The 18,093-nt window shown below is 72.6% G+C and carries 19 protein-coding genes; 10 read left to right on the top strand and 9 right to left on the bottom strand.

All coding sequences use genetic code 11. The features are described from left to right. Positions 1-26: 26 nt before the first annotated feature. From AC2YHB_RS20905 to AC2YHB_RS20870, 8 genes are read right to left on the bottom strand one after another with little or no spacing between them, the layout of a single operon-like run. On the bottom strand, positions 27-1,169 hold the full coding sequence (locus AC2YHB_RS20905) for an MlaD family protein (RefSeq protein ID WP_179647715.1): 1,143 nt from the start codon (positions 1,167-1,169) through the stop codon (positions 27-29). Then, complete coding sequence (locus AC2YHB_RS20900; protein ID WP_179647714.1) at positions 1,169-2,146, bottom strand: MCE family protein; 978 nt, start codon at positions 2,144-2,146, stop codon at positions 1,169-1,171. The genes AC2YHB_RS20905 and AC2YHB_RS20900 overlap by 1 nt, the downstream gene beginning before the upstream one ends. Continuing rightward, positions 2,143-3,279, bottom strand: a complete 1,137-nt coding sequence (locus tag AC2YHB_RS20895; RefSeq protein ID WP_051931498.1) for an MCE family protein — start codon at positions 3,277-3,279, stop codon at positions 2,143-2,145. The genes AC2YHB_RS20900 and AC2YHB_RS20895 overlap by 4 nt, the downstream gene beginning before the upstream one ends. Then, positions 3,276-4,268 carry an MCE family protein gene (locus tag AC2YHB_RS20890; RefSeq protein WP_179647713.1) on the bottom strand — a complete coding sequence of 331 codons (993 nt, stop codon included), beginning with the start codon at positions 4,266-4,268 and terminating at the stop codon, positions 3,276-3,278. Before AC2YHB_RS20890 ends, AC2YHB_RS20895 begins: the two co-directional genes overlap by 4 nt. Beyond that, positions 4,265-5,323: an MCE family protein gene (locus AC2YHB_RS20885; protein ID WP_487354551.1), complete on the bottom strand. Its 1,059-nt coding sequence runs from the start codon at positions 5,321-5,323 to the stop codon at positions 4,265-4,267. The genes AC2YHB_RS20890 and AC2YHB_RS20885 overlap by 4 nt, the downstream gene beginning before the upstream one ends. Beyond that, entirely contained in the window at positions 5,323-6,438 is a 1,116-nt protein-coding gene (locus tag AC2YHB_RS20880) for an MlaD family protein (RefSeq protein WP_487354550.1), read from the bottom strand. Before AC2YHB_RS20880 ends, AC2YHB_RS20885 begins: the two co-directional genes overlap by 1 nt. A 4-nt stretch (positions 6,439-6,442) precedes the next feature. Further along, on the bottom strand, positions 6,443-7,285 hold the full coding sequence (locus AC2YHB_RS20875; protein WP_036541346.1) for an MlaE family ABC transporter permease: 843 nt from the start codon (positions 7,283-7,285) through the stop codon (positions 6,443-6,445). Further along, positions 7,282-8,091: an MlaE family ABC transporter permease gene (locus AC2YHB_RS20870; RefSeq protein WP_179647710.1), complete on the bottom strand. Its 810-nt coding sequence runs from the start codon at positions 8,089-8,091 to the stop codon at positions 7,282-7,284. The genes AC2YHB_RS20875 and AC2YHB_RS20870 overlap by 4 nt, the downstream gene beginning before the upstream one ends. Positions 8,092-8,288: 197 nt before the next feature. Between AC2YHB_RS20870 and AC2YHB_RS20865 the strand changes: the two genes are divergently transcribed. From AC2YHB_RS20865 to rodA, 9 genes are all read left to right on the top strand, one after another. Continuing rightward, positions 8,289-9,047, top strand: coding sequence for a MerR family transcriptional regulator (locus AC2YHB_RS20865; protein ID WP_179647709.1), 759 nt, complete (start codon positions 8,289-8,291; stop codon positions 9,045-9,047). Between the two features lie 35 nt (positions 9,048-9,082). After that, a complete protein-coding gene (gene ndk / locus AC2YHB_RS20860) occupies positions 9,083-9,493 on the top strand; it encodes a nucleoside-diphosphate kinase (protein WP_036541349.1) in 411 nt (136 codons plus the stop codon). Between the two features lie 96 nt (positions 9,494-9,589). After that, a complete protein-coding gene (locus AC2YHB_RS20855) occupies positions 9,590-10,114 on the top strand; it encodes a hypothetical protein (RefSeq protein ID WP_487354549.1) in 525 nt (174 codons plus the stop codon). A gap of 116 nt (positions 10,115-10,230) precedes the next feature. Then, positions 10,231-10,941, top strand: coding sequence for a hypothetical protein (locus AC2YHB_RS20850; RefSeq protein ID WP_179647707.1), 711 nt, complete (start codon positions 10,231-10,233; stop codon positions 10,939-10,941). A gap of 201 nt (positions 10,942-11,142) precedes the next feature. Next, positions 11,143-12,174 carry a rod shape-determining protein gene (locus AC2YHB_RS20845; protein WP_277987643.1) on the top strand — a complete coding sequence of 344 codons (1,032 nt, stop codon included), beginning with the start codon at positions 11,143-11,145 and terminating at the stop codon, positions 12,172-12,174. Between the two features lie 5 nt (positions 12,175-12,179). Continuing rightward, positions 12,180-13,148, top strand: coding sequence for a rod shape-determining protein MreC (gene mreC, locus AC2YHB_RS20840; RefSeq protein WP_179647706.1), 969 nt, complete (start codon positions 12,180-12,182; stop codon positions 13,146-13,148). Then, the gene (mreD, locus tag AC2YHB_RS20835; protein ID WP_051931504.1) at positions 13,145-13,735 is read left to right on the top strand and encodes a rod shape-determining protein MreD; all 591 of its coding nucleotides are present in this window, start codon (positions 13,145-13,147) and stop codon (positions 13,733-13,735) included. Before mreC ends, mreD begins: the two co-directional genes overlap by 4 nt. Beyond that, positions 13,732-15,849, top strand: a complete 2,118-nt coding sequence (gene mrdA / locus AC2YHB_RS20830; protein WP_487354548.1) for a penicillin-binding protein 2 — start codon at positions 13,732-13,734, stop codon at positions 15,847-15,849. Before mreD ends, mrdA begins: the two co-directional genes overlap by 4 nt. A gap of 4 nt (positions 15,850-15,853) precedes the next feature. Then, on the top strand, positions 15,854-17,086 hold the full coding sequence (rodA, locus tag AC2YHB_RS20825) for a rod shape-determining protein RodA (RefSeq protein WP_487354547.1): 1,233 nt from the start codon (positions 15,854-15,856) through the stop codon (positions 17,084-17,086). Positions 17,087-17,098: 12 nt separating this feature from the next. Here rodA and AC2YHB_RS20820 read toward each other — a convergent pair whose 3' ends face one another. Continuing rightward, on the bottom strand, positions 17,099-17,659 hold the full coding sequence (locus AC2YHB_RS20820) for a GrpB family protein (RefSeq protein WP_242530296.1): 561 nt from the start codon (positions 17,657-17,659) through the stop codon (positions 17,099-17,101). A gap of 43 nt (positions 17,660-17,702) precedes the next feature. On the opposite strand from AC2YHB_RS20820, the gene AC2YHB_RS20815 reads away from it, so the two are divergent. Then, a complete protein-coding gene (locus AC2YHB_RS20815; protein WP_179647703.1) occupies positions 17,703-18,068 on the top strand; it encodes a hypothetical protein in 366 nt (121 codons plus the stop codon). The last annotated feature ends 25 nt before the right edge of the window (positions 18,069-18,093 follow it).

Raw genomic sequence — 18,093 nt, 5'->3', positions numbered from 1 at the left:
GATGGGGGTGGGGAGGTCGGTGGGCGTCACTGCTGGGGCACGTTGGCGGAGCCGCGGCCCTGGGTGCCCTCGGGCGGGTCGGTGCACCGCACGCCCGTCACCGGCTCGCGGCGGGTGAGGTCCTGGATGTCGCGCTGCACGCTGCGGTCGTAGACGCAGTTCTTCAGGATGCGCGGCACGAGCACGACCCGGCCGCTGCCGCCGCGGGTGCTGCCGGCCATCACGTCGGCCTGCAGCGGCACCCAGTCGAGCCAGTGCTGGAGGCCGCGCAGGTGGCGGGCGGCCATCTCCGTGAGCGGCACGCCGGAGCGCAGCAGCCGGCGCAGATCCGGGGACGCCGCCCTCCACCACCGCTCGAGGCGGGGCAGGAGGTCCAGCGACGTGACGACGGTACGACGCAGGGCGGGGGTCGCGTCGGCCAGCGCCGCGGCGATCGCCTCCAGGTCGGCCGCCATCCGCCGGATCTCGGGGGACAGGTCGGCGACGGTGGCGAGCGGCTTCTCCGACCGCCGCGCCAGCGTGGTCAGGTCGGGCTCGAGCCGGCGCAGCATCGCGAACGCGGTCTCCATCTCGATCGCCAGCGCGCGCAGGTCGACGTCCTCGTCGCCGTTGCCGAAGATCGCCGCGGTCTCGTCGGCGATGGTGCGGATGTCGGCGACGTCGAGGTGGGACATCAGGCCCTGCGCGTGCGCGAGCACGTCGGGCACGTTGACCGGCACGCTGGTCGACGCCACCGGCACGGTGGCGCCGTCGGCGAGGAAGGGCCCGCTGGCGGTGCGCGGGCGGACGTCGAGGTACTGCTCGCCCACGGCCGAGAGGTTGCGGACCTCCATCGCGCTGTCGGTGGGGATCTCGACGTCCGACTCGATCTCGAGCTCGGCCACCGCCCCGACGCCCTCGGCGTCGCTGAGCCGGACCGCGGTGACCTCGCCGATGCGCTGGCCGCGGTAGGTCACCACGGAGCCCTCGTGGAGGCCCGCGGCCTGCGGCAGCTCCACCGTGAGGTGGTACGGGTTGCGGAAGAGCGACCCGCCCACGACGGTGTCGGCCACGTAGAGCACGCCGGCCACGAGGATCACCAGGATCAGCACCTGCGCGGTGTGGATCCGGCGGCGCCACAGGCGGGCACTGCTCGCGAGCTCCTCGGCGGGCGTCATCGGGCGGGCCATCAGCGGCCCCCCGTGTCGGACAGCGCGTCGGGGTCGAGCAGGACGGTCAGGTCGAAGTTCACGAAGTCGCCGGGGGAGGCCTTGTCGCTGCCGCTCGCGAAGGCGACCAGGCCGCGCATCACGCCGTCGATGTCCTTGCGCCCCGCGAGGAGGGTCCGCAGCACCGGCCGCATGTCCTCCAGCTGGGCCACGAGGTCGGCCTTCACCGCCCTGGTGAGCGGGGTGGCGACGACGTCGAACCGGTGGAGGGAGTCCATCGCCGCGACCAGGTCCGCGCGCTGGCGGTCGAACGACCTCACCAGCGCGGTGAGGTCGGTGAGCGAGCGGGTGACCTCCGGCAGGTCGCCGGCCAGGCGGGTCGTCAACCGGTCGAGCGCGGCGGTCAGCCGGTCGACCCGCGGGAACTCGGCACTCAGGTCCGTGACGGCCGTGTCCAGCCGGGCGAGCAGGCGGCGTACGTCGCCCGCGTTGCCGGTCAGCGCCGTGTTGAGCTCGGTGATGATCGTCGAGATGTCGGAGAAGCTGCCGCCCGTGACGACCGTCGACAGCGCGGACAGCAGGTCGGTCACGTCGGGCGCGGAGCCGGTCGCGGCGGCCGGCAGGGTCGCGCCCTCGGCGAGCAGCTCACCGCCCGTGCCGGGGAAGAGCTGCACGAACGCGGTGCCCATCGGTGAGGTCAGCCGGATCTCGGCGCGCGAGGTGTCGGTCAGCCGCACGCTGGTCGACAGGGCGAGCCCGACCTCGGCGACGTACTCGCCGGCCTCGACCGACGTGACCTGCCCGACCGTCGCGCCGTCCAGCTTCACCGGAGCGTCGACCGGGAGGTTCAGGGCGTCCTCGAACTCGACCGTCAGGTCGTACGTCGGACCGTCGACCAGCGACGGGAGCGGCACGTCCTCGAGGCTCAGCCCGCACCCGGCGGTCCCGGCGCCCACGGCCAGCACGACAGCGGCCACCCAGCCGCGCACGCCGGTCACGGGAACCCCGCCGGGAGGCCGTCGTACAGGCCGTCGAGGAGCGGGTCGAGGATGCCGGTGCCGTCCCTGGTGAAGAGCAGGTTGCAGAGCTGGACGCCGGCCTCGCCGCCCATCCTGCCTGCGAAGACCGCGCAGGAGTGGCTGCGGAAGGCGGCTGAGAACGGCCCGGCGCTGAACGCGAACTGCACCCGCAGGCGCCCGAGGTCCCAGTCGTAGGCGCGGGCGAAGTTCTCCGCCATCGTCGGCATCACGTCGAAGGCCTCCTCGAGGGAGCCCTGGTTGCGCTGCACGATCCCGACCACGTCGGCCAGGCCGGTGAGGTCGTCGCCCAGCACGTCACCGTTGTCCTTCAGGAACGCGTTGGTCAGGCGGGTGAGCCGGTCGAGGCTGTCGAGCGTGGCGACCAGCTCCTGGCGCTGGTCGGACAGCACACCGGTGGTGTCGGCGGCGGCGCTCGTGAAGTCGCGGATCTGGCGGTCGCGCCTCGCGAGGGTCGTCACCAGCTGCACGAGGTTCTTCGAGACCGCCGTCAGGTCGGTGTCCTTGCTGTTGAGCACCTCGAGGGCGTCGCGGCTCTCGGCGAGGGCGCGCCGCAGGTGGCTGCCGTTGCCCTCCAGCGCGGCGGCCGTCGTCGCGAGCATGTCGCCCAGGCCTGCGGACCCGCCCTTCCGGCCGAGGCCGGCGTCCAGCGCCAGCACCAGGTCGTCGATCGCCTTGGCGATCTCGTCGACGGTCGCGGGGGAGCGGGTGTGGTCGGCCGTGATGTGGGCGCCGGAGGCGAGGGTCGGCCCGCCGTCCCAGGCCGGCCCCAGCTCGATGAAGCGGTCGGTGACCAGCGAGCCCTGCAGGATCTCCGCGCCGGCGTCGGCCGGCACCCGGGTGTCGGGCTCCAGGTGCATGACCACGCGCATCGTCGTACCCCTCGGCTCGACGGCGACGATCTCGCCGACCTTCACGCCGAGGTAGGTGACGTCGTTGCCGACGTACACGCCGGTGGTGTCGGCGAAGTCCGCGGTGACGACGAGGTCGTCCGGGTCCTCGCCGCCGAGCCAGCCGACCAGCCGTGCGCCGGAGAGTGCGAGCGCGAGCACGATCGCGCCGCCGAGGCCCATCAGCACGGTGCGGCGGCTCATCGGCAGTCCTCCGGCGAGATCGAGCACACCAGGTCGTCGGGGACGATCGCCCACGGCGCGTTGACGCCGAGCCACGGACCGTCGCCCGTCGCGTTGGTGAAGACCCGCATCGTGGGGCCGGCCAGCCGCATCGTCCGGTCGAGCTGCTCGCTGTGCCTGCGCAGCGTCGACAGCACCGTGCGCAGGTCGCGGAGGGCGGGAGCCAGCTGCGGCGCCGTCTCCTGTACGACGGCCGCCAGCCCCGTCACGAACCGGTGCGCGTCGCGCAGCAGCGCCCGCAGCACCTCCTTGCGCTGCTGGACCATCAGCATCACCGCGGTGCCATTGGTCATCACGCGGTCGAGCTCGTCGGTCTGCTCCAGCACGAGCGAGGTCACCTTGCGGGTGGAGGTGAGCAGGGCGTCGATCTCCTCCTCGCGGTCGGTGACGATCGCGGACACGCCGGCGATCCCGTCGACCGCGTCACGCAGGGCCGTCGGCGTCACCTTCAGGTCGGTGGCCAGCACGTCGACGGCCTCCTGGATCCGCTTCAGGTCGAGGGCGTCGACCTGCGGCGTCGACTCCAGCCAGAACCGCTCGATCGTGTAGCTGTCGATCGCGTGCTCGACAGCGATCGTGCCGCCGTCGGCCAGCGTCGCGCCGGCGCCGGGCGTCAGGGCGAGGAAGCGCTCGCCGAGGATCGAGAGCAGCTTGACCTCGACGCTGCTGTCGTCGGTCAGGCCGAGGTCGGCGGGCGCCTGGTCGAGCGAGAAGGCGACGTCGACCTGGTCGCGGTCGGCCTCGACCGCCGTCACCTTGCCGACCTTGAGGCCGGCCACCCGCACGTCGTCGCCGGGCTCGATGCCGGCGGCGTGCCGCAGCCGGACGTGGTACGACGCCTCGCCGGCCAGGCTGCGCACGCCCACCAGCACCAGGCCGAGCACCGCCGCCACCGCCACCAGCCGGAGCGGCCAGCCGAGACGCCGCCAGGTCGCCGTCGTCGTCCTCATCCGCGACACCTCCGTGAGAACCGGTCGCCGGTGACGCCGAGGTCCAGCTTCAGCGGCACCCCGGTGACGGACGCGTTGAGCGTGCAGACGTAGGTGTTGAGGTAGCTGCCGTAGCCGAGGGTGCGCAGGTAGACCTCGAGCTGCTGGGGGAGCGCGGCGCCGGTGCGGACCAGCAGGCCGGTGCGGGAGGCCAGGTGGTCGAACCACGGGCCGGTCGACGCCACGACGTCGCCGAGCGGGCGCCGGGTGGCGTCGACGAGGTCGGCGGTCGTCGCGGACAGGCGGGCGATGCCGTCGAGGCTGGTCCCGATCCGGTCGCGGTCCTTCGCGAGCCCGGCGGTGAGCGAGTCGAGCCCGTGCACGAGGTCGGTGATCTCGGCGCGGTGGTCGTCGGTGGTCTCGAGCACGAGCGTCACGTTGTCGACGACCCGCGCGAGGGTGTCCTCGCGGTCGGTCAGGCCGGAGGTGAGCTCGGCGGTCTGCTCGAGCAGGTGCTGGATGGTCGGCCCCTGCCCCTGGAGCACCTGGACGATGTTGGTGGCGAGCAGGTTGACGTCGCCGGGCTGCAGCAGGTCGAAGACCGGCTTGAACGCGTTGAACATGGCCGTCAGGTCGAGCGCGGGCCGGGTCCGGTCGAGCGGGATGCGGGCGCCGTCGGCGAGGCGTGCGGCGTCGGCGCTCCGGTCGGGCCGGGTCAGCGCGACATAGCGCTGGCCCATCAGGTTGAGGTAGTCGATGGACGCGGTCACGTCGTCGTGCAGCACCTGGTCGGCGGAGACGCTCATCGTCACCACGGCCAGGCCCTGGTCGTCGCCGGTGCCGACCCGGGTGCCGGTGACCCGGCCGACCCGCACGCCCGCGACCCGGACGTCGTCGCCGGAGCGGAGGCCGGTGGCGTCGCGGAAGAGCGCGGTGACCGTGATCGAGTCGCCCCGCTGCGAGCGCGAGAGCGTGCCCGCCACCATCGAGGTGAGCAGCACCGCGACGAGCGCGAAGACGGCGACCCCGGCGGTCGCGCCCGGGTGGCGGCGCAGCTCGCTCAGCTGGCGGCCCATCAGCAGGCTCCCCTCAGGCCGCGGTAGGTCGGGCAGTCGTCGGGGTTGCTCGCGTCGTAGGGCTCGAGGAACTGCGGCGAGAGCACGCCCTCCATCTGGATCCGCCCGTTGACCGCAGCGGCCGCGCCGTTGCGCAGCAGCGCCGGCACCTTGCGCAGCAGCGCGGCGAAGGCCGGGTAGCGCTGGGCGAAGACCTCGAGGTTGGCGGCGCTCGCGTTGAGCAGGCGCGCCGTCTCCGCGCCGTGGGCGCGCAGGAAGACGGCCAGGCCGTCCTTGCCGCCGACCAGCCGGGAGACCCCCTGCAGCAGGGTCGTGGTGTCCTTCTCCTGCTGGACGAGGGTGCGCGCCAGCGGGCGCGAGTCCCGCAGCGCGGCGACCAGCTGCGGCTCGATGTCGGCGGCCAGGTCGGTGTCCGTGGTGAGCAGGTCGAGGTCGCGCCGGACCTGGGGCTGGAGGTCCTCCCACCGGCCGAGGAAGGCTTCGCCGTCGCGCACCATCGCGGCGAGCCGCGTCCCGCGTCCGTCGAGGGAGTCGGCGAGCTGGGAGAGCGCCACGTCCCACTGGGCCGGGTCGACCGCCGCGAGCAGCCGCTGCGTGGCGGAGAAGGTGTCCATCAACCGCAGCGTCGCCCTCGACGTGTCCGCCCGTACGACGTCGCCGTCGGCCAGGTGGGTCGCCGCCGATGCGGAGGCGGGGCCGGTGCCGGTGGCGCGGGTGGCGACCAGGTCGACGTACTCGTTGCCGAAGAGGGTGCCGGGCAGCACCCGCGCGGTGACGCCTGCCGGGATCAGGTCGGCGTGCTCGGGCTCGACCAGGACGGTCGCGGTCGGACCGTCCCACCCGGTCTCGGCCTCGCGGGCGACGGGGTCGACCTCGATCACGCGCCCGACGCGCAGGCCGTTGTACTTGACGTCGGAGTTGATGCCGAGGGTGTCGCCCACCGTCGCGAGCTGGACGGTGACGCGCACGTCGCCGCTGAGCGTGCCCAGCGTCTGGAGGGCGAGCACGCCGGTGAGCAGGCCGAGCGCGGCGAACCCGGCGAGCCCGATGAGCGCGAGGCGCAGGCGGAGCTCGCGCCGATCGGTCCGCACGTGCGGGAACAGGAACTGGCTCACCCCCTCACCCCGAGATCTGGACCTGCTGGTCCGCGCCCCACAGGAGCAGCGTCAGCAGGATGTCGACGACGGTCAGGGAGATGATGCTGGCGCGGATCGCGCGCCCGGTCGCGCGGCCGACGCCCTCGGGACCGCCGCTGGCGGTGAAGCCGTGGTAGCAGTGGATCAGCGTCACCACGGTGGTCAGGACCACGACCTTGATCGCCGAGTAGAGGACGTCGACCGGCGCGACGAACGTGCGGAAGTAGTGGTCGTAGGTGCCGGCCGACTGACCGTAGAAGGTGGTCACCATGAAGTCGGTGGCGACGTACGTCCCGACCAGGCCGATCAGGTAGAGCGGGAGGACGACGACCCAGGCGGCGACCAGGCGGGTGCTGACCAGGTAGGGGATCGGGCGGATCGCCATCGCCTCGAGCGCGTCGATCTCCTCGCTGATCCGCATCGCGCCGATCCGCGAGGTGAACCCGCAGCCGATCCGCGCCGCGAAGCCGAGGGCCGCGACCATCGGCGCCAGCTCGCGGGTGTTGGCGTAGCCCGAGATGAAGCCGGTCAGCGGGGCCAGCCCGATCACGTCGAGACCCTGGTAGCCCTCGAGACCCACCTCGGTGCCGGTCAGCGTCGACAGCAGCAGCACGACGCCGACGACCCCGCCCCCGACGAGGAAGATGCCGGACCCGAGGGTCACCTCGGCGAGCACGCGCGCGATCTCACCGCGGTAGCGGGTGAGCGCGACCGGCAGCGCGGCGACGGCCCGCCACGCGAGCACCAGCTGCAGGCCGATGCCCTCCAGCGGTCCGATGACCGCGCGGTCGACGGCCTGGTCGACGGCGCTGACTGCCTGCGTCATCCGATCGGCCCTCCCGCGAACGTGCTGTGCACCTGGGAGATCACGAAGTTGGCCGCGAAGAGCAGGACGAAGTTGGTGACCACGGCGCTGGTGACCGCCTCGCCCACGCCGGTCGGGCCGCGGCTCGCGCCCAGCCCCTTGTACGACGCCACCACGGCGCAGATCACCGCGAAGATCGCCGCCTTGGTCAGCGAGAGCCACAGGTCGGAGAGCTGGGCCAGCGTGGTGACCGACGCGAGGTAGCTGCCGGGCGGCAGGTCCTGGATCACCACGCTGATCGACAGGGTGGTGAGGATCGTGAAGAACATGACGACGCCGTTGAGCAGCACCGCGACCACGACGATCGCGAACATCCGCGGCACGACCAGGCGCTCCATGACGGAGAGGCCCATGACCTCCATCGCGTCGATCTCCTCGCGGATCCGCCGTGAGCCGAGGTCGGCGCAGATCGCCGAGCCGGCGACGCCGCTGAGCATCAGCGCGGTGATCAGGGGAGAGGCCTGCCGGACGACGGCGAGCGTGTTGCCCGCCCCGGTGAACGCGACGGCGCCCACCTCCTGGGCGAGCACCCCGACCTGCAGCGCGAGGATGATCCCGAACGGGACCGACACGGCCAGCGCTGGCAGCGTGCAGACCCGGACGGCGTACCAGGTCTGCACCACGGTCTCGGCGAGCGGGAAGCGCCGCCCGGACACGGACGAGACGACGGCGCCGAAGACCCTCCGCGTGAAGCGGAGCAGGGCGAGGACCTCGGCGAGCGGTTTGCCGAGCGCCGTCAGGGCGCGCGCTTCGCTCGTGGCCGGCATGGTGCTCCTGTGCTCGCTCGGGTCGGTGCGGTGGCAGCCGAGAATGACAGTAGAACTGTCACACCGGTACTGTCCACGGCCGTGTGACCTACGTCAACCCCGATCGTTGAAGATTCTGGATCGGGTCGAATCCGCGCCTGAGATGGTCCTGTGTGTCTGCGTTGCGCAGATTGTTTGACAGTCGTACTGTGACAGTCATGAGCGCAGCAGTGGGGGTCGACCCGACCCATGAGTCCGATGACGGCGGCGCGCTGCGCACCATCGACGAGCTCGCGACGGCGGCGGGCCTGACGGTCCGCACGACCCGCTACTACGCGAGCCTGGGCCTGCTGCCGCCGCCGGCCCGCCGCGGCCGGATGGCGTGGTACGACGACACCCACCTCGCGCGCCTGGAGATGATCCGCGCCCTGCAGGGCCACGGGTTCACGCTGCAGGCGATCGAGAAGTACCTCGCCTCGCTCCCCGCGGACGCCGGGGTCGAGGACCTCGCGGTCCAGCGCGCGATGCTGACGTCGTGGACCGTGGGGGAGCCGCACGAGCTCACCCGCCGCCAGCTCGACCAGCACGCCGGGCGCCGGCTGACCGACGACGAGGTCTCGCTCATCGAGGACTTCGGCCTGCTGCGGCGGGCCGGCGAGGGTGCCGCCGAGCGCTTCACCCCGGTCCACGGGTTCGACGTCGCCGTCGAGCTCCTCCAGGTCGACATCCCCGTCGAGGGCATGCGCGCCGCGGGCGAGGCGATCGAGCGCCACATGTCGGCCCTCGCCGAGGAGCTCACCCGCGTCCTGCACGACGAGGTGGTCGAGCCCTGGCGCCGCGACAGCCACTCCCGCGAGGACGCCGCCCAGCTCGAGAACACGATCGGCACGCTGCGCCGGCTGACCCTCGAGGCCATCGTCCGCGGCTTCCAGCGCTCCGCCAACAAGCTGATCACCCAGTCCCTCGACCGCCGCTGACCGCGCCAAAGGCGGGTCCCGATAGGGTCGCGGGCGTGACCCAACGCACTCTCGTCCTCCTCAAGCCCGACGCGGTCCGGCGCGGCCTGGTCGGCAACGTGCTGGCCCGGTTCGAGGCCAAGGGGCTGAGCATCGTCGCCATGGAGCACCGCCACATCGACGCGGCGCAGGCCGACGCGCACTACGCCGAGCACGTCGAGCGCGACTTCTACCCGCCGCTGCGCGACTTCGTGACCAGCGGCCCGCTCGTGGCGCTGGTCCTCGAGGGCGACGAGGCGATCGAGGTCGTCCGTGCGCTCAACGGCGCCACCGACGGCCGCAAGGCCGCCCCGGGCACCATCCGCGGCGACCTGTCGCTGTCGAACCGCGAGAACCTCGTGCACGGCTCCGACTCGCCCGAGTCGGCCGCGCGCGAGATCGCGCTCTGGTTCCCCGGCCTCGCCTGAGCGAATCTCCTGACACGACTCCCCGTCGGTCCTTAGGGTCCGTCGAGGAGCACAGGCACACCCGCCCGCGCTCGACTCGGCGAGCACGGGGGCGACATGCACGATCCATCGGGGACGGGCCCGGTGTGGCCCTATGCGGAGGGTCACTGGGGCCCGCCACGGCCGCGCCCGCCGTACGACGAGCGGTCGGTCGCGTCCCTGCTCCTGCTCGGCACCGTCCTCGCCGCGCCCGTGTCCGTGTGGTTGGGCGTCCGCGGGATCCGGGCGACCCGGGACGGCGAGCGCCGGGGCCGGTGGTGCGCCGTGCTCGGCGTCGTCGGCGGCGTCCTGATGATCCTGCTGGTGGTGGGCGGCCTCCTCCTGCGGGGTCCCCTCGAGCGCCTGGCCGACCCGCTCGGTGGCGTCGTCGTCGGTGACTGCGTCGACGTCCAGGTGGTCGGGAGGACCTACGAGGCGCGGGTCGTCGACAGCCCGTGCAACGAGCCGCACGACGCCGAGGTCGTCCACCGGGGCAGGCTCGACGTCTTCGACGCCTCCGAGCTCCTCGACCGGTCCGCCGCCGAGCTCTGCACCGTCGCCCTCGGCGAGCGCTACCGACAGGAGATGGCCACCGGCCGGTAATCGATGCGGGTGATCCTCCTCGGCGAGCCGTGGGACGCCTCCGGTGGCGAGGAGTTCCTGTGCCTTGCCGGCGACGTCGAGGGCGGCCGGCTCGGTGCGCCCATCGGGGCGTCGGCATGAGCGCCGCGGACTGGTCGCGCCCGGGCGCCCACCGGCCGCCGAGCGTGGGAGGCCACGCTCCGGCGACCGTCACCGACGCCACGGCGGGCTGGGCGCTCGCGTGGTCGATCCTCAGCTGCTGCTACATCGGCAACGTCGTGTCGACGGTGATGGCGTTGCGCGTGCTCTCGCACGCCCGCCTCACCGGCGAGGACCGCGGCAAGGGCCTGGCGATCGCGGCGCTGGCCATCAACGCCCTCGGGCTGGGCTCGCTCGTCGTCACGGGCTACGTCCTCGCCGTCTTCGGGACCTCGGAGACCACGACGGCGTACGACGCGCTCCCTCCCGTCAACGCCGACCCGGCCGTCGTGATGAGCATCGGGGACCTCGAGTACGGCGACTGCCTCGTCGATCCGTCCTTCCGGGACGAGGAGGGCGACGTCCGTCGGGTCGAGTGCGACACCCGTCATGACGTCGAGGTCTTCGAGATGCTGCCGGTGGACGTCGTCGACTTCCCCGGGGAGAAGGCGATCGAGCGCCGCGCCCGGGCGTGCTACCGCAAGGCCTTCTCGACCTTCGTCGGGATCGCCTATGCCAGGTCCGAGCTCGAGGTCACCTGGTTCGCGCCCAGCAGCGAGGGCTGGTCGAGCGACCTGCAGTACGTCGCCTGCCTCCTGGTGGACCCGAAGGGCCCGCTGGACGAGAGCCTGTACCACGCCCAGCGTTGAGCCCGCGCCACGCCGTACCGGCGTGGCTCCCCGGCAGACCCCTCCCGCTTCCTTACGCTCGCAAGCGGAGACCGGCGGATCGTGTGCCTGCCGGCCTCCCCGGCGCACCTCCCGCAGCCAGCGGGAGAGGTGACGGCTTCCCCGAAAGCACACGAGGGCGTGGTCGACCCGACCCTGCCCGGCGACGTCTTGCGAGGAAGCGTGAGGGCGAACTCCATCATCGGCCGTGACATGGCCGTCGATCTCGGCACCGCCAACACCCTCGTCTATGTCCGCCGCCGCGGCGTGCTGCTGGACGAGCCGAGCGTCGTGGCGCTCAACGACAGCACGGGCGAGGTCATCGCGGTCGGCCACCAGGCCAAGCAGATGCTGGGCCGCACCCCCGACAACATCACCGCCCTGCGCCCGCTGCGCGACGGCGTCATCGCCGACTTCGAGGCGACCGAGCAGATGCTGCGGCACTTCATCGCCCGCGTGCACCGCCGGCGCTACTTCGCCAAGCCGCGCATGGTCATCTGCGTGCCGAGCTCGATCACGCCGGTCGAGCAGCGCGCGGTGAAGGAGGCCGGCTACCAGGCCGGCGCCCGTCGTGTGTACGTCGTCGAGGAGCCCATGGCCGCCGCGATCGGCGCCGGGCTGCCCGTCCACGAGGCCACCGGCAACATGATCGTCGACGTGGGCGGCGGCACGACCGAGGTCGCGGTCATCTCGCTCGGCGGCATCGTCACGTCGCTGTCGATCCGGACGGCCGGCGACGACCTCGACGCCGCGATCATCGCGTGGATGAAGAAGGAGCACGGCGTGATGCTCGGCGAGCGCACCGCCGAGGACGTCAAGATCACGCTCGGCTCGGCGTTCCCGCGCCCCGGCGAGCCGGAGGGCGAGGTCCGCGGCCGCGACATGGTCACCGGCCTGCCGCGCACGGTCACCGTCACCAGCGCCGACATCCGCCACGCGCTCGAGGAGCCGCTGCACGCGATCGTCGACGCCGTGCGCGTCACCCTCGACCAGACGCCGCCCGAGCTGGCCGGCGACATCATGGACCGCGGGATCGTGCTGACCGGCGGGGGAGCGCTGCTGCGCGGCCTCGACGAGCGGATCCGCCACGAGACCGGCATGCCGGTGCACGTCGCCGAGGACCCGCTGGTCTCGGTCGCGATGGGCGCGGGCCGCTGCGTCGAGGAGTTCGAGGCCCTCCAGCAGGTGCTGGTCACCAACCCGCGGCGGTTCTGAGACCCATGGCCATCGACACCCGTCCCATCCGGTCCTCGAGCCCCGGTCCCGCCGGTCCCGCCCGCCGGCCCGCGCCGCAGCGCGACCCCGGCGACGACCGCGGCCGCCCGTCGCGCTCGCTCGTGGTGGCCCTGCTGCTCGCCTGCGCGACGCTCATGGTCGTCGACGAGGCCGGCGGCGACGGCTCCCCGGTGGCCGCGATCCGCGCCGGGGTCGGCGAGGTCGTCGGCCCGGTCCAGGCCGGCGTCGCCACCGTCGTACGACCCGTCGCCGGCATCCCGGGCGCCTTCCGGACCAACGACCAGCTCCGGCAGCAGGTCGAGGACCTCGAGGCCGACGTCGCCGAGAAGGACGCGCTGCTCGCCAAGGCCGGGTACGACGACAACCGGCTCGCCGCGCTCGACGGCCTCCGTGCACTCGCCGGCGACATCGGCTACGCGCTCGTGCCGGCCCGCATGATCGCGATCGGCCCGGCCCAGAGCTTCTCCAGCACCATCACGATCGACGCCGGGTCCGACTCCGGCCTGCACCCCGACATGACCGTGGTCGCCGCACAGGGCCTGGTCGGCCGGATCACGTCGGTGACCAGCCACACCGCCACCGTGCTGCTGATCGTCGACGACACCTCCAACGTGGGCGGCCGGATCGGCGACAACATGGAGATCGGGTTCGTGAAGGGCAAGGGCGCGCTCGGCACCGACGACCGGCTCGAGATGGAGCTGGCCGACCGCAACGTGGTGCCCAAGGTCGGCCAGGAGGTCCTCACCCGCGGGAGCGAGGGCGGCGCGCCCTATGTCGCGGGCGTCCCGATCGGCACGGTCGGCAAGGTCTACGAGTCGGTGCGCGAGACCTCGTACCGCGCGGTGATCGTGCCGGCGGTCGACTTCACCGCGCTCGACCTGGTCGGCGTGGTGGTTCCCTCGGGCACCTACGACCACCGGGTCATCGAGGTCGACGGGAGCATGCACCCATGAGGACCAGCTCGACCGGGCGCCTCGTCGCCGTCCTCGTGGCCACGCTGGTGGCCCTCCTCGTCCAGGTCACCGTGCTGCCCCCCTTCGCGTGGGAGGTCGGCGGCCTCGGCGTCGTCCCCGACGTCGTCCTGCTCGTCGTGGTGGCGAGCGCGCTCGCCACCGACACCCGCTACGGCATGCTGACCGGCTTCTTCGCCGGGCTGCTGCTCGACCTCGCGCCGCCGGCCGACCACGTCGCCGGCCGCTGGGCGCTGGCCCTGATGGTCGTCGGGTACGTCGTCGGGCGACTCGCCCACGACGACACCGCGGACGTCGGTCGGCTCGAGCTCGACGGCACCCGCCGTCCGCCGGTGACGCTCGTCCTGGCCGCGGCTGCCGGCGGCTCCTTCGTCGGCATCTCCGTCTACGCGCTCAGCGGGCTCTTCCTCGGCGACTCCTCCGCCACGGTCGGCGACCTGCTCGAGGTCGCCCTCGTCGCGCTGGTCCTCGACACCCTGGCGGCGCTGCTGGTCGTCCCGGCGACCTACTGGCTGTTCCGGCGCCTCGGCCGCGACCGCGTCGCGCAGGGACTGTGGGCCCGGACGTGACCGCCGCCTCGCACCGCAGCCGGCTGCGCCTGATCGTCATCCAGACGCTGGTCTTCTCGCTGCTCGCGACCCTCGGCGCCCGGCTCTACTACCTGCAGGTCATCTCCGGCGAGGTGTACCAGGGCCAGGCCGCGTCGCAGTCGGTGCGCGAGATCGTGGTCCAGCCGCAGCGCGGCCTCATCGTCGACGCGATGGGCCGTCCGCTGGTGACCAACCGGCTCACCTGGGTGGTGTCGATGGACCGCACCCTGGTCGGCCGCATGTCCGAGGCCGACCGCACCGAGCTGCTCGCGCGCACCGCCCGCGCCATCGGCGTGAAGGTGCCGAGGATCCGCGCCAAGCTGCTGCTCTGCGGCGACGAGGGATCGGTCGCGGGGGAGTGCTGGAACGGCTCTCCCTACCAGCCCGTCCCGATCGCCCAAGACGTCAAGGAGACCGCCGCCCTGCGGATCCTCGAGCAGCCCGAGGACTTCCCCGGCGTGGTGGTCGACCGGCAGAGCGTGCGGCAGTACCCCTCGCCGTACGGCATCAACGCGGCCCACCTGCTCGGCTACCTCAGCCCGATCACCAAGGAGGAGCTCGAGGACGCCGAGGACGACGGCGACAGCTCCGTCAACGGTGCCTCGGTCGTCGGCCGCGCCGGCGTCGAGAAGGAGTACGACGAGTTCCTGCGCGGCCAGCCCGGCTACCAGCAGGTCGCCGTCGACTCGAAGGGCCGGGTCCGCCAGGACGTGTCCGACCTCGCGGCGCAGCCCGGCGACACGCTGGTCACCTCGATCGACGCCAACGTGCAGTCGGTCGTCGAGGAGCAGCTGGCGAAGATGATCCAGACCCAGCGCAACACGCTCGACCCGGTCACCGACCGCAAGTTCGAGGCCGACTCCGGCGCCGCCGTGGTGCTGGAGGCGAGGACCGGCCGCATCGTCGCGATGGCCAGCCAGCCGACGTACGACCCGTCGGTGTGGGTCGGCGGCATCACCGACAAGCAGCTCGCCCGGCTCTACTCGGAGGCCGCGGGCACGCCGCTGCTGTCGCGGGCCTTCCAGGGCCAGTTCGCCCCCGGCTCGACGTGGAAGCCGTTCATGACCGTCGGTGCGCTGACGCACGGCTACTCGCCGGACACGATCCTGCCCTGCTCGTCGGCGGTGCAGATCGGCAACCGCGCCTTCCACAACCACGAGTCGTCGGCCTACGGCCCGATCACCTTCGCGCGCGCGCTCGAGGTCTCCTGCAACACCTTCTTCTTCCAGGTCGGCATGCACTTCTGGCAGACGCTCGGCTCGGACCCCGACGACGTCAACGCGAAGGACCCGCTGGTCAGCCAGGCCGAGAAGTTCGGCTTCGGCGAGCGCACCGGCGTCGACCTGCCCGGCGAGGCGTCCGGCCGGGTGGCCGACCGGAAGTGGAAGAAGGCCTACTACGAGTCCATGAAGGACTACTACTGCGGCATCGCCGACAAGCCGCAGGACGCGAAGACCTCCGACTTCGTCTACAAGTTCGCCCGCGAGTTCTGCATCGAGGGCTGGAAGTACAAGATCACCGACTCGGCCAACTTCGCGATCGGCCAGGGCGACACCATCGTGACGCCGCTGCAGCTGGCCCGGGCGTACGCCGCCCTCTCCAACGGCGGCACGCTGTGGGAGCCCCGCGTCGGCAAGGCGGTCGTCTCGCCCGACGGCAAGGTGATCCGCGAGATCGCGCCGAAGAAGGAGCGCCAGCTCAAGATCCCGAAGAAGGTGCTGCGCTACCTCGACGAGGCGCTCCAGGGCGTCGCGTCGCGCGGCACGATGGCGTGGAAGCTCGGCGGCTTCCCGCTCGACAAGGTCACGATCCGTGCCAAGACCGGCTCCGCCGAGGTCTACGGCAAGCAGTCGACCGGCTGGGTGGCGTCGTACACGAAGGACTACGTCGTCGTGATGATGATCAGCCAGGCCGGCACCGGCTCGGGTGCGACCGGTGAGGGCGTCCGCGCGATCTGGGAGGCCCTGTACGGCGTCGACGGCGACCAGGTGCGCGAGGGCAGGGCCGCGATCCCGGGCGTCACGCAGCCGGCGACGCTCCCGACGTTCGGCGACGACGGCTCGATCCTGCCGCCTGCCCGGAAGGAGCAGTGAGGTCATGAGCAACCGCATCCAGGCCTCCCGCGCCACGGCGCGCCCGACCCGCACCACCGCGTCGCGCCGGGTCTCGTTCCTGCGCTGGGGTGACATCGACCGGATCCTGCTGGTCGCCGTCCTCGTGCTCTCGCTGGTCGGCTGCCTGCTGATCTGGTCGGCGACCATCGAGCGCGACGACCTCACCGGCGGCGACGAGCGCGCCTTCCTCGTCAAGCAGCTGGTCAACGTCGTGATCGGCGTCGGGCTGATGGCGCTCGTGGTCGCGACCGACCACCGCTGGGTCCGGATCCTCGCGCCGATCGCCTATCTCGCCGCGATCGTCGGCCTGGTCCTGGTCCTCGCGATGGGCTCCACCATCAACGGCTCCCGCTCGTGGCTGATCATCGGCGGCATGTCCTTCCAGCCCTCGGAGCTGGCGAAGCTCGCGGTGGTCGTCGGCATGGCGCTGGTCGTCGCGGAGCGCAGCGAGGGCCGCTGGCGCGACCGGGTCGGTACGACGGACGTCCTGCTCATGCTCGTCGTCGCGGGCGTCCCCGCGGTGCTGATCCTCGCCCAGCCCGACCTCGGCACGATGCTGGTGCTGACCGCGACCGTGTTCGGCGTGATCGCCGCGTCGGGGGCCGACCGCCGCTGGCTCGGCCTGCTGGCCGGCGGAGGGGTCGCGGTCGCCGTCTTCGCGGTCGTCAGCGGCTTCCTCAAGGAGTACCAGGTCGACCGCTTCCTCGCCTTCACCAACCCCGAGCTCGACCCGAAGGGTGCCGGCTACAACGTCGAGCAGGCCCGGATCGCGGTCGGCAACGGTGGCCTCTTCGGTCAGGGTCTCTTCCAGGGCTCGCAGACCCAGTCCGGCTTCGTGCCCGAGCAGCACACCGACTTCGTCTTCACGGTCGCGGGCGAGGAGCTCGGGCTGCTCGGTGCGGCCCTCATCGTGGCGCTGCTGGGCGTCGTGCTCTGGCGGGCGCTGGTCATCGCGACCCGCACCGATGACATGTTCGGCCGGATCGTCGCGGCCGGGATCGCCTGCTGGTTCGGCTTCCAGGCCTTCCAGAACATCGGCATGTGCCTCGGGATCATGCCGGTCACCGGCGTCCCGCTGCCCTTCGTCTCCTACGGCGGCTCGTCGATGTTCGCCGGCATGCTCGCGGTGGGCCTGCTGCAGAACATCCACCTGCGCACGCTCTCCGCGCCGGCGTCCCGCCTCACTCCGCAGAAGCGGGTCCTCGTCCGCGGGTGACCCGGCAGGGCCCTACGACGCCGGCTTCGTGTTGACCGTCAGGATCGACCCGCGGTCGTCGTCGGAGATCCCGGCGGCCGCGAGGATCCGCTGCACGACCTCGTTCTTGCCGTCGATGTAGTCCTCGATGCCGTCGAGCTCCTGCGCGGCCAGGCCGAGCTTGACCGCGGCATAGGCGTCGCGCAGCTCCGGGTCGGCCCGCAGCGTGTCGCGGACGGCGAGGTGGTTGCGCAGCGACAGCGAGCCCTCCACGCACACGTACACGTTGCGCGTCACGGCCGCGTGCTCGTCGGTGGTGGACGCCGCCATCGCGTGCCGGTCGGGCACGCCGAGGTCGCCACGGTGCGTGTAGCCGGCGGCCACGAGCGCCGCGATCGCCGCGTCGAGGTCGGCCCGCCGGACGACGACGTCGATGTCGAGGACCGGCTTCGCGGCGAGCCCGGGCACCGACGTGCTGCCGACGTGCTCGATCGCCACGACCGGGACGCCCTCCAGCGCCGTCGCCAGCGCGGCGCGGATCGTGGTGAAGGCCTCGGGCCACGCAGGGTTGTAGGGAAGGACGGTCACGCGCACCGGACCATTGTCCCCGAGCCGCGCCACCACTAGCGTCCGGTGGGTGACGCAGGCATCGACGGGCGCCGTCCGGGCGCTGGGCGCGGCCCGGCTCGCCGTGGGCATCGCGCTGCTCGCCGCGCCGCGGCTGGTCGGGCGCAACGACGACCCGTCCTTTCAGCTGCTGATGCGCACGATCGGCGTCCGCGACCTGGTGATCGGCGCCGGGACCGTCCTCGCGCCCGGCGCGTCGGCCGTGCACTGGGGGCGCTCGGCGCTCGCGAGCGACAGCCTCGACATGGTCGTCGGCGCGGCGTCGGTGCCGACCGTGGGCGCCGGCGGGGGAGCGGTCGCGACGCTCGCGCCCGTCCCGTTCGTCGCCGTCGGCTGGTGGGCCTTGCGCCGCGCGACCCGGCCTGCGGCAGGATAGGCCCGTGCTCTCGGTCCGCTGTGCC

The organism is Nocardioides sp. SRI_004 (assembly GCF_057586415.1).
Note: the sequence above shows the minus strand (reverse complement) of the source record. Positions and strands in the feature narration are given on the sequence as shown.

Bases quoted from the DNA above. Each gene is read 5' to 3' on its own strand.
- AC2YHB_RS20905 (WP_179647715.1), bottom strand. From the start codon at position 1,169: ATGGCCCGCCCGATGACGCCCGCCGAGGAGCTCGCGAGCAGTGCCCGC.
- AC2YHB_RS20895 (WP_051931498.1), bottom strand. From the start codon at position 3,279: ATGAGCCGCCGCACCGTGCTGATGGGCCTCGGCGGCGCGATCGTGCTC.
- AC2YHB_RS20890 (WP_179647713.1), bottom strand. From the start codon at position 4,268: ATGAGGACGACGACGGCGACCTGGCGGCGTCTCGGCTGGCCGCTCCGG.
- AC2YHB_RS20885 (WP_487354551.1), bottom strand. From the start codon at position 5,323: ATGGGCCGCCAGCTGAGCGAGCTGCGCCGCCACCCGGGCGCGACCGCC.
- AC2YHB_RS20875 (WP_036541346.1), bottom strand. From the start codon at position 7,285: ATGACGCAGGCAGTCAGCGCCGTCGACCAGGCCGTCGACCGCGCGGTC.
- AC2YHB_RS20870 (WP_179647710.1), bottom strand. From the start codon at position 8,091: ATGCCGGCCACGAGCGAAGCGCGCGCCCTGACGGCGCTCGGCAAACCG.
- AC2YHB_RS20865 (WP_179647709.1), top strand. From the start codon at position 8,289: ATGAGCGCAGCAGTGGGGGTCGACCCGACCCATGAGTCCGATGACGGC.
- AC2YHB_RS20855 (WP_487354549.1), top strand. From the start codon at position 9,590: ATGCACGATCCATCGGGGACGGGCCCGGTGTGGCCCTATGCGGAGGGT.
- AC2YHB_RS20850 (WP_179647707.1), top strand. From the start codon at position 10,231: ATGAGCGCCGCGGACTGGTCGCGCCCGGGCGCCCACCGGCCGCCGAGC.
- mreC (WP_179647706.1), top strand. From the start codon at position 12,180: ATGGCCATCGACACCCGTCCCATCCGGTCCTCGAGCCCCGGTCCCGCC.
- mreD (WP_051931504.1), top strand. From the start codon at position 13,145: ATGAGGACCAGCTCGACCGGGCGCCTCGTCGCCGTCCTCGTGGCCACG.
- rodA (WP_487354547.1), top strand. From the start codon at position 15,854: ATGAGCAACCGCATCCAGGCCTCCCGCGCCACGGCGCGCCCGACCCGC.